Annotated in this window: 8 protein-coding genes; 1 reads left to right on the top strand and 7 read right to left on the bottom strand. The window is 58.6% G+C overall.

Annotated features, from left to right (window positions below; all coding sequences use genetic code 11):
• From ABJO75_RS16465 to ABJO75_RS16455, 3 genes are all read right to left on the bottom strand, one after another.
• Nucleotides 1-846, bottom strand: coding sequence for a flagellar motor protein MotB (locus ABJO75_RS16465; RefSeq protein ID WP_348127272.1), 846 nt, complete (start codon nucleotides 844-846; stop codon nucleotides 1-3).
• 105 nt (nucleotides 847-951) lie between these two features.
• On the bottom strand, nucleotides 952-4,077 hold the full coding sequence (locus ABJO75_RS16460; RefSeq protein WP_348127269.1) for a multidrug efflux RND transporter permease subunit: 3,126 nt from the start codon (nucleotides 4,075-4,077) through the stop codon (nucleotides 952-954).
• A 6-nt stretch (nucleotides 4,078-4,083) separates the two neighbouring features.
• Nucleotides 4,084-5,223 carry an efflux RND transporter periplasmic adaptor subunit gene (locus ABJO75_RS16455; RefSeq protein ID WP_348127266.1) on the bottom strand — a complete coding sequence of 380 codons (1,140 nt, stop codon included), beginning with the start codon at nucleotides 5,221-5,223 and terminating at the stop codon, nucleotides 4,084-4,086.
• Between the two features lie 306 nt (nucleotides 5,224-5,529).
• On the opposite strand from ABJO75_RS16455, the gene ABJO75_RS16450 reads away from it, so the two are divergent.
• Nucleotides 5,530-10,947: a CHAT domain-containing protein gene (locus ABJO75_RS16450; RefSeq protein ID WP_348127263.1), complete on the top strand. Its 5,418-nt coding sequence runs from the start codon at nucleotides 5,530-5,532 to the stop codon at nucleotides 10,945-10,947.
• 68 nt (nucleotides 10,948-11,015) lie between these two features.
• On the opposite strand, the gene bhcD is transcribed toward ABJO75_RS16450, so the two are convergent.
• The 4 genes from bhcD to bhcA form a co-directional block, all read right to left on the bottom strand.
• Nucleotides 11,016-11,981 (bottom strand): iminosuccinate reductase BhcD, encoded by a 966-nt coding sequence (bhcD, locus tag ABJO75_RS16445; RefSeq protein WP_348127261.1) that lies wholly within the window; start codon nucleotides 11,979-11,981, stop codon nucleotides 11,016-11,018.
• 83 nt (nucleotides 11,982-12,064) lie between these two features.
• On the bottom strand, nucleotides 12,065-13,228 hold the full coding sequence (gene bhcC / locus ABJO75_RS16440) for a 3-hydroxy-D-aspartate aldolase BhcC (RefSeq protein WP_348127259.1): 1,164 nt from the start codon (nucleotides 13,226-13,228) through the stop codon (nucleotides 12,065-12,067).
• A gap of 15 nt (nucleotides 13,229-13,243) precedes the next feature.
• On the bottom strand, nucleotides 13,244-14,215 hold the full coding sequence (bhcB, locus tag ABJO75_RS16435; protein ID WP_348127256.1) for a beta-hydroxyaspartate dehydratase BhcB: 972 nt from the start codon (nucleotides 14,213-14,215) through the stop codon (nucleotides 13,244-13,246).
• Nucleotides 14,215-15,405 (bottom strand): L-aspartate--glyoxylate aminotransferase BhcA, encoded by a 1,191-nt coding sequence (gene bhcA, locus ABJO75_RS16430; RefSeq protein ID WP_348127254.1) that lies wholly within the window; start codon nucleotides 15,403-15,405, stop codon nucleotides 14,215-14,217. Before bhcA ends, bhcB begins: the two co-directional genes overlap by 1 nt.
• Between the last annotated feature and the right edge of the window lie 141 nt (nucleotides 15,406-15,546).

The following is a 15,546-nucleotide window of genomic DNA, read 5'->3' as shown; positions in this document are numbered from 1 at the left end:
TCACTGCGATCCGTTCCGTAGCAAGATTACTTCGACACGGTTGTTCCGGTTCGCCATCCGATTGTCGACGGCTGGCTTGCGATCCGCGTGTCCCGAGACCCGCTGAAGGCGGTCCGCATCCGTTCCTGCCGCTTGCAGCAAGGTGCGCGTGCGATCGGCGCGTGCGGTCGATAGCTCCCAAACCGGGCTGTTGGCCAGAACGACGGGATGGGCACGAATATGGCCGTTGATGGCCAAATCGTTGGTGACCAAACCTGCGATTCTGGAAATCATATGGGTAATGTCGCGAAACATCTGCGTCGGCCTGTCGCTGCCTTCGTCAAACAAGGGGGCATTGTCCAGAGCGAAAATCTCGATGATCAGGCCTTCGTCGGTCACACGTGTCACTATATGTTTGCGTGCCTCGTCGCTGATCAGGCTCTCGCCGCCGCGGCCCATCAGGGCGTCGTCGATCACCTTGAACTGTTCGTGGTTTGCAGCGTCGTCCCCATCCTCGGCGACACCGACAGTACCTTTGGACTGGCGGGCATCGTCGGGGTATCGGTTTACCGCCCCTGTGCCGTCCTGCGGCAGATCCATTTCCGAGAACATGTTTGATCCGCCAAAGGCACCATCACCACCCCCCGAGACCCGATTAATCGGGATCGTCGGCGCAAAGTAATCCGCAAGCCCTTTGCGTTGTTTTTCCGTCGTCGCGTTCAGCAGCCACATCAACATGAAAAACGCCATCATCGCCGTTACGAAGTCCGCGTAAGCGACCTTCCAGGCACCACCATGGTGGCCGCCTCCGGCTATGACCTTTTTCCGTTTGATGATGACCGGCGCGACATTTGTCTGCGCACTCATCTCCACCACCTTTTTCTCACCCAGAACCGGGATAACAGGCGATGCGTTAAGGGTATGCTAACAGGTAAACTTGTTCGGGAATTCGGGCAGAGCCGGGGCCAGCACTCAGGACTCTGCCTTTTTCCCTCCAAGGCCTTTCACGAACTCGCGCAGGTTTTGCATGATGACATAGAGAACAGGCACTAGAATGACGCCAATAACGGTTGCGGCCAGCATGCCTCCGAAAACTGCGTAGCCAATAGCCTTCTGGCTCGCAGCTCCGGCACCGGATGCCGCCATGAGTGGCACCACGCCGAGCAGGAACGAGAGGGCTGTCATCATCACCGCACGGAAGCGTTGCTGGGCGGCGTCCAGCGCGGCCTCAGCCGTGCTCATCCCGGCGGCACGTCTTTCCATCGCAAACTCGACAATCAGAATCGCGTTTTTGGACGCCAGGCCAATCAGCATGATCATCCCGATCTGGGTATAGAGGTTGACGTCACTGCCAACCGCGGCGACCGCAGCAAGCGCGCCGAACAGCGCAACCGTCACCGACAAGAGGATCCCGACCGGCATTGTCCAGCTTTCGTACTGCGCCACAAGGAACAGATATCCGAAGACAACCGCCATCGCGAGAATGACAACCACCATGCCGGCAGATGACAATTGCTGCTGCGCGGTTCCGGTCCATTCATAAGAGAAACCGGGTGGCAGGGCGGTCTCGGCCTCTTCCTGCAGAACGCGGATTGCATCACCGGTCGACAGGCCCGGCGCTTCGACCGCCGTCACTGTTGCCGAACGAAACATGTTGTAGCGATTCAACAGAATGGGCCCCAGCACGCTTTCAACATCCAGAAGCGTTCCCAGCGGAACCATCTCGCCCGTGGTCGAACGGGCATACAATGCTTGGATGTCGTCGATCTTGTCGCGATAGCTGCCATCGGCCTGTATCATCACCTGATAGACCCGGCCAAACAGGTTGAAGTCGTTCACATAGTAGGATCCCATATAGGCCTGCAACGTCTGAAAGACCTCGCTCACCGGCACGTTCAGGGATTTGGCCTTTTCCCGATCCAGATCGACAAACACTTTGGGGACGTTGGCGCGGAACGTGGTATAGGCCTGTGCGATCTCGGGTCTCTGGTTCGCCGCATATACCAGCGACCCAAGTGCGGCCGACAGGTCCTGTGCCGTGCCACCCCCGGTCTGCTGTACCTTCATCTCGACGCCCGCGCTCATCCCGAGACCGGGGATCGGCGGCGGGTTGAACGCGATGACGCTGGCGCTGGCCTCTTGGAACGCGACGCCCAGAATTTCTTGCAATATGCTGTTCGCGCTCAACTCGGGCTCGGTCCGTTCGTCCCATGGGGTAAGGTTGACGATAATCATCGCCCCGTTTGATCCGGACCCGCTCAACAGGCTGTACCCGTTGACCAGCACCGTATTGGCGACACCCGGCAGCCCCGAGATCTGCGTGTTGACGCGTTCTGTTACCTGCTCGGTGCGTTGCAGGGCCGCAGCATCGGGCAGCTGAACATCAACAAAGAGATAACCGTTGTCCTCAAGCGGGAGGAAGCCGGCTGGCAGGGATTTCATGAAACCTCCGGCTCCGACGATCAATGCTACGAGAATTGCCAGTCCGATCAGCGGAACCCGCACCAATCGCCGCACGATCCCGACATAGCCACCGCGCGTGGCGTCGATCCCTTGTTCGAACTTTTTCAGGACTCCTTTCGGAGGACCGGAACGCGGCCGCAGAACCATCGCGCAGAGCGCCGGTGACAGGGTCAGCGCGTTTACCGATGAAATGACAACCGCCATGGAAATTGTGACCGCAAATTGCGAATAGAGGCGCCCGGTGATCCCCGGCATGAAGGTCACAGGGATAAACACGGCCAGCAGGACCAGTGTTGTTGCGATGACTGGGCCCGTAATCTGCCCCATGGCCTTGCGGGTCGCCTCTCGTGGACTGAGGCCCTCATCCGCAATCAGACGTTCGACGTTTTCGACCACGACAATTGCGTCATCGACCACGATGCCAATCGCCAGAACCAGCGCAAAAAGTGAAATCGTGTTCAGGGACATCCCAAAGAGCAACAGGAACGCAAAGGTTCCAATCAACGAAACTGGGATTGCCACCGCCGGGATGATCGTGGCGCGAATGTTGCCCAGAAAGATGAAAACCACCGACATCACCAACACAAAGGTCAGCACGAGCGTGGAAACCACATCATTCAGGGATTGCTCTACGAACTTCGTGCTGTTGAAAGGCACTTCGTAGTCGACATCATTCGGAAAACTCAGCGACAACCGCTCGAGTTCGGCGAGCACGTTCTCAGACACGGCGAGGGCATTTGCGCCCGGAGCCTGATAGATCGCGAGAACCGTGGCCGCGTCGCCGTTATATCTCCCGGACGCGTTGTAATAGCTTGCGCCCAATTCGACCTTTGCCACGTCGCGCATGTGCACGATGCTCCCGGCTTCGCCGGTCCGCACCACGATGTTTTCGAACTCCTGCACTGACGTCAGCCGGCCCTTGGACTTGATCGTATATTGAAATTGTTGCCCTTCGGGCACCGGAGGCGCGCCGATCTGACCGGCAGAGACCTCGAGGTTCTGTTCGCGGATCGCTGCGATCAGATCGCCGGGGGTGATCCCCAGGCTGGCCATTTGATCGGGATCCATCCACATGCGCATCGCATACTTGAAATCGGTCAGGACCTCGGCCTTGCCGACCCCCTGCACCCGCGCCAGCGCGTCTTTGAGATTGATCGAGGCATAGTTGGATAGAAAGACCTCGTCATAGGTGCCTTCCGGTGAGGTCAGCACCGCAACCAGCAGCATGTTGGTCGATGATTTCTGAGTGACAACTCCGGTTGCCGTTACCTCTGACGGCAGGCTCGCAGTGGCCTGGGCAACGCGGTTCTGAACGTTGACGGACGCGATATCAGCATCCGTTCCCACTTCGAATGTCACTGACAAGGAATAGGACCCGGTGTCAGAACTGTCTGACGACATGTAAATCATGTCATCTACACCGTTCACCTGCTCTTCGATGGGCGCGGCCACCGTGCTTTCGACGGTTTCAGAGTTGGCGCCTGTATAGGTGGCACTGACACTGACAACCGGAGGCGTGATGTCCGGAAACTGTTCCACGGGCAGGACGAAATACCCGATCCCGCCCATGATGGTCAGGACGAGCGAGATAACCATGGCCATCTTAGGCCGGTCGATGAAGATCGCTGAAAACACGGTGCGTTACCCTTCCTGCTGACCGGCAAGAATGGCGTCGACCTGAACGCCGGGGCGCACCCGTTGCAGGCCTTCGACAATCACGCTCTCCCCGTCTTGGAGCCCCTCGTTGACAATGATTTCCGGCCCAACCTGATCCCCGGTTTCGATATAACGCTGTTCGACCATCTGCTGGGAATTCACGACGAGCACGAAATCACCACGCTGATCACGTTGCAGCGCGGCCTGTGGGATCAGCAACCTCAGCGTTGGTTGCGGCGCTTCGATCCGAACCTGCAAAAAGGCACCGTCGATGATCTGTTTGTTCTCGTTTTCAAACTCGGCGAGCAGCGCAATTGTCCCTGTCGTTGGCGAGATCCGGTTGTCGACGAACACAACCTTGCCCACGGAATCAAGCGTCGTCCCGTTGGGCAGGGTGGCATGAACCGCCGGGCTTTGGTCTCCTGACGTTAGTTCGCCCGCGCTGATTTCAAGTTCTTCCAAGACATTTGCGAGTTGTTTCTCGCTCAGAGAAAACCGCACGTAGATCGGCGCTTCGCGTACCAGCGTGACCAGCGACGGTGTCGAAGGGCTGACAAGTTCGCCTTCGCTGACAGACAAGCGGCCCAAACGGCCCGAAAACGGCGCGCGAATTTCTGTATAGCTTAGCTCGAGCTCGGCTTGTCGTATCGCGGCCTCTGCGGCTTGCACCGTTGCCTCGGCCCCCAGTTCGTTGGCGCGGGCGATATCGCGTTCGGATTCCGGTGCCGACCCACGTGCGAGCAGTTCCTTCTTTCGTTCGTATTCGATCCCGGCGAGCTCAAGATCAGCCTGCGCCTTGGCAAGATCGGCCTTTCGCGAGGCAAGGGTCGCAGCGTAGCTGTCGGGTTCGATCTGAAACAGGATGTCATCTTTTGCGACGAGGGCGCCATTTTCGACCTCAATCGTTTCAACAAAACCGCTGACACGCGCAACGATGTCGACTTGGTCAATCGCCTCGCCTTCACCGATGAATGACGCCTCTTCGATGATTTCTTTCGAATAGGCCGCCGCGATCGAAACCTTGGGCGAAGCGGCTTGTTCCTGCGCATTTGCAGCGTGACTCAGAAGCAAGACCGGCAAACACAGAACCATAAGACATGACCGGAAAGAGGCGGCTTGAGGCATGAGGGATGATCCTTCTTTTGAGTGCAACCGTGCCGCGTACGAATCGGTCTCCCAAGAACATTAGTCATTTAAATGCAATGCTGGAACCGGCAAGGTCAGTCGGGGCTCGCAAATCCGCTTGGGCGGCGCAGGGGCAAGTCGCTGTTTTGGCGTTATGATTCACCGCGCATCCTGTTTCGGTATGGCCCAGGATGCTGCGCCCTATGGCGGCGACGTTTGACGCAAACTCTCCACCATGAGTAGAGTTACTCATTGATTTGCAAATTTCCCGCGCCCGATGTTCACGGGCCGACGAGGAGGACCATTATGTCAAAGATTTTTCTGCCAGGGCAGCGCGTTACCGTATCTCAGGAAGAAGTTATCTGGCCCGAACACCTTTCAGGCGTGATGACCGGCAAGGTCATCGCAGCAGGGCATGTCAGCCAAGGGCGCGGAGGTGAGGACGGCGCGGATGCCTTTGCCGTATCCGGCACCGAAGCAACCGACATCATGGAAATCGAGTTTGAAGACGGGCTGAGGCTCTGGCAATCGGTCGAATCCGCCTCTGCCGATTTTCAGTCGACCGCGAGTCGTTCAGGTGGGGACGCCGCGCTCGCGATCCCACGTGAACTGGTCTTTACCGGTCAGGACGGGCAAAGCCGCGGTGTCGGCAAATATCTGGTGCGCGCTGTTCGGTTGTTACGCGCAGATCCGGTGGGTCAGGCGGGCAAACTGTCGGCTTTGGCGCTCGCCCGCAAGATCGAGGACTCAATAAATCCCGGTTTCTACCGGTGCGAGCGCAAGGTGGTGAACGGCCTTGGAACGATTGATCTCAAGACGGTGAAATCGACGGATATCCCGACCGATCAGAAGATTCTGATCATGGTGCACGGCACCTTTTCCAGCACGCAGGGCAGCTTTGGTGAATTGGCCGTCGCGCCGGGCGAAGAAGTCTGGCAGCCGCTGGAGGCTGCCTATCCCGGCGGCATCTATGCGCTAGAGCATGCATCGGTCACCGAAAGCCCGGTCAAGAATGCGATTGACCTGCTCGACGCGTTGCCAAAAGGGGCGCAAATCAGCCTGATGTCCCATTCACGCGGGGGTATGGTTTGCGAATTGATCAGCCGCGCGGCACGCGAAGACATCGCCAAGAACGGCGCGATTGACGGCACGGACAAGGCGATTTTCAAGCTGTTCCCGAACAGGACTGCGCAGTTGAAGGAGCTTGAGGCGCTCGACAAAGCGCTGGCCACCAAGAAGCCCAAAGTAAATCGCATTGTTCGGGTTGCCGGACCACTGGCGGGTACGACTCTCGCATCGGAACGGCTGGATCGGTACCTGTCCATCGCGTTGAACGTGTTCGAATTGATTCCGGTTCTGCGGCGCACGGGCGCTGCTGACCTGCTGAAGTCCTTCATGCTGGCGTTCATTCGGACCAAGGCCGACCCAAAGACCCTTCCGGGGCTTGAAGCGATGATGCCGACCAGCCCGTTGACCCGGATGCTCAACAGACCAGACGTGACCTACACCAACGGGCTGCGTGTTATTGGCGGCGATACCGAAGGGTCCGGTGTGTTGCGGCGGCTCGGCGTTTTCGCGGCGGATCTGTTCTTTCGGGCGGATCATGATTTTGTGGTCGATACCGCATCGATGACGCGAGGCGGGCCGCGCGCATCGCTGGTAAAACCGTTTCTGCTCAAGGGACCCGAAGTGTCCCATTTCAGCTATTTCTACAACGCAGACTCGCGCCGTGAAATCATTGGCGCCGCGATCGAGGATGACGGCAGCTTTCTTGTTCTGCCCAGTTCGCGCGGGGTCCTGTCAGGTGAAATGCCTCCCGAAGAACGCTTTCCCGAACTGGAATCGCGAGGAGATGCCAATGATCCGGTCTGTTTCGTTTTGCCGGGTGTCATGGGCAGCCATTTGTCACAGGACAAGGACTGGATCTGGACCAATCCGCTGCAGATCGCATTTGGCGGACTGGACCGGATCAGTATCAACAGCGCCGACGTTCGGTCGACCAATCCGGTCAGAAGCTATTACTGGGACCTCTGCCGCTATCTCTCGCGCACGCACAAGGTTGTGTCGTTCGACTATGACTGGCGGCTGTCGATCTTGGAGCAGGGTCATGCCGAGGCCGCGCGCAAACTGGCAGCCCTTGTCGAGGCAGAGCTGAACCGGACGCCGCAACCGATCAGATTTATGGCACATTCGATGGGGGGCCTCGTCGTGCGCGCAATGTTTCAGGCGCGCCCGGATCTGTGGACCCGGATCAAACAACGCCGGGACAGCCGGTTCGTGATGCTCGGCACGCCCAATGGCGGCGCGTTTTCGATGATGTACACGCTGTTGGGGCGCGACAGCGCCATCAAAAAGCTGGAAATGGTCGATTTCAAACACGATATGCCCGAACTTCTGCGGATCGTCGCGGGCATGCACGGCGCGTTGCAGTTGCTGCCAAGTGATGATGACGGTCGCTATCTGAGCGATGATTTCTGGGAGCAACTCCATACATTGCACGGCACTGATTGGGTAAAGCCTGCCAAGGCCGCTCTCAAGGTTGCCCGTACAGGTCACAAGGCGCTGGCCGCACATCAACTTGATCCGGACCTGACCTGTTATGTGGCCGGTTTGGGGACAGAAAACACCATATCCTCGGTCCGTCTGGATCCGACCGCCAGTGGCAAGGATCGTATCCAGTTCTTTGCAACGCCGGAGGGCGACGGCACAGTGACATGGGCCACGGGCATCCCCGAGGGGATTCCGACCTGGTATGTACGTGCAATACATGGTGATCTGCCCCGATCACGCGACGCGTTTCCTGCCTATCTCGACCTTTTGCAGACCGGCACCACCGCACGTCTTTCCCAACACAAGCCCAGCGTCAGCCGAGCCGGGGTGGCCACCCCGACCAGAGTTCTGGAAGCGCCGATTGAACTGTTCCCGGACGAGCAGGAAATTCTCGACGACTTCATGGGCGGCAGCAGCCGAACGCCGGATGCGATTGCCAAACAGGCGCGGCCAACCAAGGTTTCGGTCTTGCACGGAAACCTGCGGTTCGCGAGCTATCCGGTTGCCGTTGGCCACCACATTGACGACCCGATGATGGGGGCCGAGAAAGCGCTGGATGAATGCCTTGATCACACGCTGACAAATGTCCGCAATCTTGATCTCTATCCCGGCGACATCGAAACCTGCGAGGTGATCCTGCGCGAAGATCGTGCGCCACAGGGCGCGGTTGTCGTGGGGCTTGGCACCTATGGCTCGCTTACGCCCGGTGCGTTGAAAGATACGTTCCGGCAGGCCGTTCTGCGCTATGGATTGGTGACCCGCGAGCGGCGCAAGGAGCAGTCGCCTGTCCGAAACGCGCCTGCTGGTCCGCTCGGCTTGTCCACCTTGCTGATCGGCCACCGGGGGGCGAACATTACGGTACAGCAAAGTGTTGAGGCCATTCTGCAGGCGGCAGCCGAGGCCAACGAAGCACTTGGCGACACACCGATCGAGCATCTGGAATTCGTAGAGCTGTTCGATGACACCGCGTTTCAGGCGGCAAGCGCGCTGGACTACGTGCAGTCGATGGGGCGCATGGGCAACATGTTTGCCTTTGATGGTGAAATCCGCATGGTCCGCGATGCCCGCGTGCGCACCCATTATGGCATGCAGCGGGATTGGTGGCAGCGCATTACGGTGCAAAGCGACGACAACAAGAGTGATGCGGAAGAGTCCGCCAACCTCGGCCTGAGCTTTACGGCGATCAGCGAAAACGCCCGTGCCGATTTCAAGACGTCAGCCTATCAGCCACGGGTGTTGCAACAGCTGCTGATCCAACGAAAGAGCGGCACTGCTGTTGATCGGGATGTCGGCAGATTGTTGTTTGAACTGCTCATTCCGGGCGATCTCAAGACATTCGCCAAGAACAACGAAAACATCATGCTGATCCTCGACAAGACGACGGCCGCCTATCCGTGGGAATTAATGGAGGACGATTTCAAGCGCTACGAGTTTACCGGGGTCAGACCGGCGGAACATGAAGGACCCTCGCGCGACACCGGCCCGCTGGTGGTACGAGCACCGGTTATCCGGCGGCTGATCACATCGGGGCCGAAAGTGCCGCGCCCCAGCGAGTTGAGCGCGCTGGTGGTTGGCGATCCGGTCAGCGATCTGCCCGCGCTCGTCGGCGCGCGCGAAGAAGCAGAGATCGTCAACACTCTGCTGAGCAAGGCAGACTGGAAGACAAGACATCTGGATCAGCCCGAGAATGGGTTTGAGGTGATCAAGGAAATGATCCTCAGCCCCGCTAAGCTGGTTCATCTGGCAGGCCACGGCGTCTATGAATCCGACAACCACGATCGCACGGGCATGGTTCTGGGCAAAGACCTGTATCTGACGGTCTCGGAAATCAAACAGATGCGGTATGTGCCCGAATTTGTGTTCATGAACTGCTGTCACATCGGTCATGTGGGCACCGAGGTGAACGAGATTGCTGCCAGCCTGTCGGTCGCCTTTATCGAGCGTGGTGTACGTGCCGTCATCGCCGCCGGCTGGGAGGTGGATGACGGTGCGGCAAAGCAGTTTGCACGCAGTTTCTATACGGCGATGCTGGCCGGGCATACGTTTGGCAAGTCTGTCCACCTCGCCCGCGAGCAGGTTTTTCAGGCCTTTCCCAAGACCAACACCTGGGGGGCGTATCAGTGTTATGGTGATCCCGATTATCGGTTCCGTGACATCACCGCTGATACCGGGGATGCCTCACAGACCCGCTATTATTCCGCAGCACAGGCCACCAAGGCGGCGCAAAACATCTCGGAAAAGGCCGGATCGACCCGACAGGGCCGCGCGTCGCTGATGGCGCAACTGGTCGATATCGAACTTAGTGTTAAGCCGGACTGGGAGAAGGATGGCGCGTGGTGCGCCGAGATGGGCAAGGCCTATTCGCGGCTCAACGCCTTTGAAACGGCCATTGGTTATCTTGACAAAGCCATGCGGGCAACGGGCCGGCATGGGTCGTTGGGCGCAAAGCATCGGCTTGTGGATCTCGGCGTAAGGCAGGCTTGTCGCAACTGGCAGGCCTGCAAAACCCGCAAAGAACAGACTGCGGCGGCCCGGCTGGTGCGGACGGCGGTCAAGGACGCGCTGAAGAGCTATGATCAGCTTGATCTGCTGGCCGGCGGCGGCCCGTCGGCCTATCGGCTTTGTCTGCGGGGTGCTGCGCTCAAATGTCAGGCTTTGTCGGAAACGGGCGCATCGCGGGTCAAGACGCTGAAACGGATGACGGAGAGCTACCATACTGCCCTGCACACATCGCTGACAAGCGATCCGGACCGGATCAATCTTTATGCCGGAGTCAATTGGTTGACCGGTTTGGTGATCCTGAGCGCGTTGGACGCTGACAATACGCATCACACAGCAAACTCAACAGCGGTTTGGCTGGACCGACTTGCTGCGGAAAGCGTTGTTCAAGACCGCACAGAGCCAAGTTTCTGGAATGGCATCGTGCGACCGCAAACAGACGTGCTGCGTGGACTGCTGGATCCAAACTGTGCCGACAGCAAGGCCGAGACCGAAATCCGCATATGTCTTGATCGGGCGTGGCGCAGGGGTGGATCATTCCGCCAAACGGCATCAATGCGCGACCAGATCTGTTTCATCAAGGCGATGATGGCGGATGTGGATGCGCAAAAGGGAGACTGGCTGACCCGGATCGAGCGGATTGTAGTGGAACTGACCGGAGAAGTCGCCAGCTAGCCAAAATATCGCGGCGCAATGCGTTTGGTCTGAAACGCATTGAGCCGATCGTATAGTTTCCAGTGTCCTTAGAAATCGACCTCGATGGCGATGCCCTTTTCGACGGCCAGCTTTACCACGGCTGAGGCAACCGCGAGGTCCTGCAACCCGACTCCGGTGCCGTCAAACAGCGTGATTTCTTCCGCCGCGCGTCGACCGGGATGGGTGCCGTTGATGACCGCACCGATCTCATTAATGTCCTGTTCCGTCAGGCTGCCATCGGCAATCGCATGTTGCGCTTCGCCAATGCTGATCGATTGGGCGATTTCATCCGTGAACACGGTCGCGCGGGTCAAAAGGGCGGTTTCGACCTCTTGCTTGCCCCTGGTGTCGGTCCCCATGCAGGCGATGTGGGTGCCGGGCGCGACGTGATCGGCCATGAGTGACGGCGCAAAGGCGGACGTGATCGAAATGATGACATCCGCTTCGGTCATGCCATCCAGTTCGACCGCTTCAAACGGCAAACCGGCTTCGGTGGCGACCTTTTCGATATTCGGCAGCATCTCTGGGTGAAAATTCCAGCCGATGACCTTTTCGAAGTCACGTTGTTCAAGTGCTGCGCGCAATTGGAACGTCGCCTGATGGCCGGCACCGATCATTCCAATCACCTTTGCGTCCTTGCGGGCCAGATGCTTGATGGCGACTGAGGACGCGGCGGCGGTACGCAGTGCGGTCAATAGGTTGCCACCGACCATTGCGCTGGCCTTGCCGGTGTCCGGATCAAACAGGAACACGGTGGATTGGTGGTTGATGATCTTATGCTGGTCCAGATTGTTGGGCCAGTACCCCCCCGCTTTGAGCCCGAGTGTCATACCCGCGCGGTCAAATCCGCCCTTAAAGCCATAGAGCGCATCAACATGGCCAATCGCTTCGCGCACGACCGGAAAGTTATAGGCGTCGCGCGACGCCATGGCGGCAAAGACCTGCTCGACCGCGTCAAAGGCCGCGTCGCGGGTCATCAGGTCTGCGATTTCACGCTCGGGAACGATAATCATTTCGATACCTTCATTAGTCTGAAAAAAGCGGCGGGGACGGAGATGTGCCGAACCCCGCCACAGGGGAGGTAACCGTGATGGCTTCAGTAGGCCTTGCCGCGTGCCGAAACCGGCCAAAGGGTTTCGACCTTGCCGCCCCGAACGCCGACATACCAGTCGTGAACGTTCGCGGTCGGGTCGCAATGGCCGGGCACTAGGCGCAGCTTTTCGCCCACCTTGAGAACGCCATCTGGGTCGGAGATGACGCCATGTTCATCTGAACATTTGATGTATTCCACGTCGTCCCGGCCAAAGATGAACGGCAGGCCGCTGTCGACCGATTGCGCCTTGAGGCCTGCGTCACAGATCGCCTTGTCCGCCTTGGCGTGACTCATCACCTGGGTCAGGATGAAAAACGCATTTTTCCATTCGCCCTGGTCGATGCGGTTGCCGTCCTTGTCGAGGATGCGGCCATAATCCGCGTCCATGAAGGCATAAGAGCCGCATTGCAGTTCGTTATAGACCCCGGAATTGGACTCAAAGTAATAGCTGCCAGTGCCGCCACCGGAAACCAGTTCGCATGCGATGCCTTCGGATTTGAGGCCTGCGACCGCTTCCTTGACCATGTTTATGGCGATGTCGAGCTTCTCCTTGCGGGCCTCATAGCTGTCCAGATGCTGCATCGCGCCCTGATAGGCCTGAATGCCGGTAAACTTGAGGTTCGGCGCGGCCTCTACGGCCTTGGCGATCTTGACCACGGCGGGTGTGGTTGTCACGCCGCAGCGTCCGGCGCCACAGTCGATTTCCACGAGGGTTTCGATTTCCGTGCCGTGTTTTTGTGCCGCCGCTGACAGATCAGCCACGTTGGTTACGTCATCGACACAGACGATGGTCCGCGCACCCAGCTTAGGCAACCGCGCCAAGCGGTCGATTTTCGCCGGGTCACGGACCTGGTTGGATACCAAGACGTCCTTGATGCCGCCACGGGCGAACACTTCGGCCTCGGATACCTTTTGACAGCAGACGCCAACCGCGCCGCCAAGGCTTTCCTGAAGCTTGGCGACATCTACGGATTTGTGCATCTTGCCATGCACGCGGTGGCGCATCCCGTGCTCGCGGGCATAGTCGCCCATTTTCTTGACGTTGTATTCCAGTGCGTCGAGGTCGAGAACCAGACAAGGGGTCTGGATATCGGCCGCGTCCATACCGGGCAGGGCCGGCACGTCAAAGCCAACCTCGAGATCGTTGAAATTTGTCGGTGCGTTCATTGTCTGTCTCCAAAATCAGAGGTTCATCCACGGCAGTTTGTCGAGATCGACATTGCCGCCTGTCACGATCACGCCCACGCGCTTGCCACGAAACGCGTTGGGGTTTTTGAGAATGGTTGCGAGCGGCACCGCGCTGGACGGTTCCATCACGATCCGCAGGTGCTTCCATGTGAGCTTCATTGCGTCGATGATCTCTTGCTCGGACGCGGTATAAATATCGGATACGTGGTTGCTCACGAAATGCCAGGTCAGATCCTTGAGCGGCACCAGCAGGCCATCGGCGATGGTCTTGGGTGCATCATCGGCAATGATGTGGCCTGCCTTGAAACTGCGGTAGGCGTCATCGGCCTGTTCCGGTTCCGCCGCGATCACCTGCGTTTCCGGCGCCAGATTGGACAGCGTCAGACAGGTGCCCGAAATCATGCCGCCGCCACCAATCGGCGCAACAACTGCATCAAGCCCGTCGGTCTGTTCGATGAACTCGCGTGAACAGGTGCCTTGCCCTGCGATCACGCGCGGGTCGTTATAGGGGTGCACGAAATCGCCCCCGGTTTTGGCCTGTACTTCGGCAAAGGTGGCTTCGCGTGACGATGTGGACGGTTCGCATTCGGTGATCTTGCCGCCATAGCGGCGCACCGTGTCCTTTTTGGCCTGTGGCGCGGTACGGGGCATGACGACGTGGCAGGGAATGCCGCGTTTCATCGCCGCATAGCTGAGACAAGAGGCATGGTTGCCGGAGGAATGGGTGGCCACGCCCTTTTTTGCCTGCGCGTCATCGAGACCAAAAACCGCGTTGCTGGCCCCGCGCACCTTGAAGGCGCCGGGTTCCTGAAAGTTCTCGCATTTTAAGAACAATTGCGCGCCGGTCAGTTCATTCAGAAAATCCGAACTGCGGACCGGGGTGCGGCGGATATGCGGTTTGATCCGCTCGTGTGCCGCCAGCATATCTTCAATCGTCGGGATATACATGTCAGATGCATCCTTCATCACGCCGCGGCCCGATGGGCGGTGCCGGAGCCATGGCGGTAATGTTCCTGTGCCGCAGCCACGCCCGAACCGAGTTTGATGTTCAGACCCAGGTCGACCATGACCATCTCGGCAACTCCGAGTCCCGAAAGCATCATAGCATCCGTCAGGCTGCCCAGGTGGCCAATGCGGAAAACCTTGCCTGCGACCTCACCAAGACCAACACCAAAGGCCATGCCGTATTCGCTGGCGGCACGGGTCACGATTTCGGTGGCGTCGAACCCTTCGGGCGTCCGGATGGCGGATACGGTATCGGAATAAAGATCGGGCGACGCTGCGCAAAGGTCCAGACCCCAGGCCCGGGTCGCCAGTCGTACACCTTCGGCAATGCGGCGATGACGGGCGTGAACGTTATCAAGGCCTTCGCCGAGCAACATATCCAGTGACAGTTTCAGGCCGTTCATCAGACCGACAGGCGGTGTGTAAGGAAACCCGTTGTTCGCATAGCCTTTGGCCATATCGCGTACATCAAAGAAGGTGCGGGGCAGGGTGGCGGTTTCGATTGCCGCCATTGCCTTTGGGCTGAATCCGACGATGGCGAGACCGGCGGGCAGCATAAAGCCCTTTTGGCTGCCGGTCACGGCGACGTCCACGCTCCACTCGTCAAAGCGGAAGTCCATCGAAGCGATCGAACTGACACCATCGACAAACAGAAGGGCCGGGTGGTTGGTGGCATCCAACGCACGGCGCACGGCGGCGATGTCCGATTTCACACCGGTCGCGGTTTCGTTGTGTGTTGCAAGGACTGCCTTGATGTCGTGGTTGGTATCCGCTCGCAGGATGTCTTCGTATCGATCGGCGGGCAGGCCCTCGCCCCATGGGGTTTCGACAATCGTGACGTTCAGCCCGTGACGCTGGCACATGTCGATCCAGCGTTGGCTGAACATGCCGTTGCGTGCAGACAGAACACCGTCGCCTGCCGACAACGTATTGGTCAGCGCAGTTTCCCAGCCGCCTGTACCGGTGGACGGAAAGAAGAAGACATCGGCGTCGTCCGAACGCAAGACCTTGCGGACGCCATCAATGCAGGGGTGAAGGATATCTCCGAACATCGGCGAACGATGGTCGATTGTCGGCAGATCACAGGCTTTTCGCAGGGCCTCGGGCATGTTGGTCGGGCCGGGAATGAAAACGGGGTTCTGAAAGCTCATGGCGGTTCCCTTCTATGGCGGTTGGCCGGACCATAGCTGACCAGCATCGGGTTGAAAATTTTTTTGAAAATATATTTCATAATCAGAACTTTCTAAAATTACCACGAAAAATCAGTGCGTTGAATTTTTCACTGGCCGGAA

Source organism: Sedimentitalea sp., from assembly GCF_039973035.1.
Classification (GTDB): Bacteria; Pseudomonadota; Alphaproteobacteria; order Rhodobacterales; family Rhodobacteraceae; genus Sedimentitalea.
The sequence above is the reverse complement of the archived record's forward strand: the minus strand, read 5'-3'. Positions and strand labels throughout refer to the sequence as shown.

Bases quoted from the DNA above. Each gene is read 5' to 3' on its own strand.
- ABJO75_RS16465 (WP_348127272.1), bottom strand. From the start codon at position 846: ATGAGTGCGCAGACAAATGTCGCGCCGGTCATCATCAAACGGAAAAAG.
- ABJO75_RS16455 (WP_348127266.1), bottom strand. From the start codon at position 5,223: ATGCCTCAAGCCGCCTCTTTCCGGTCATGTCTTATGGTTCTGTGTTTG.
- ABJO75_RS16450 (WP_348127263.1), top strand. From the start codon at position 5,530: ATGTCAAAGATTTTTCTGCCAGGGCAGCGCGTTACCGTATCTCAGGAA.
- bhcD (WP_348127261.1), bottom strand. From the start codon at position 11,981: ATGATTATCGTTCCCGAGCGTGAAATCGCAGACCTGATGACCCGCGAC.
- bhcC (WP_348127259.1), bottom strand. From the start codon at position 13,228: ATGAACGCACCGACAAATTTCAACGATCTCGAGGTTGGCTTTGACGTG.
- bhcB (WP_348127256.1), bottom strand. From the start codon at position 14,215: ATGAAGGATGCATCTGACATGTATATCCCGACGATTGAAGATATGCTG.
- bhcA (WP_348127254.1), bottom strand. From the start codon at position 15,405: ATGAGCTTTCAGAACCCCGTTTTCATTCCCGGCCCGACCAACATGCCC.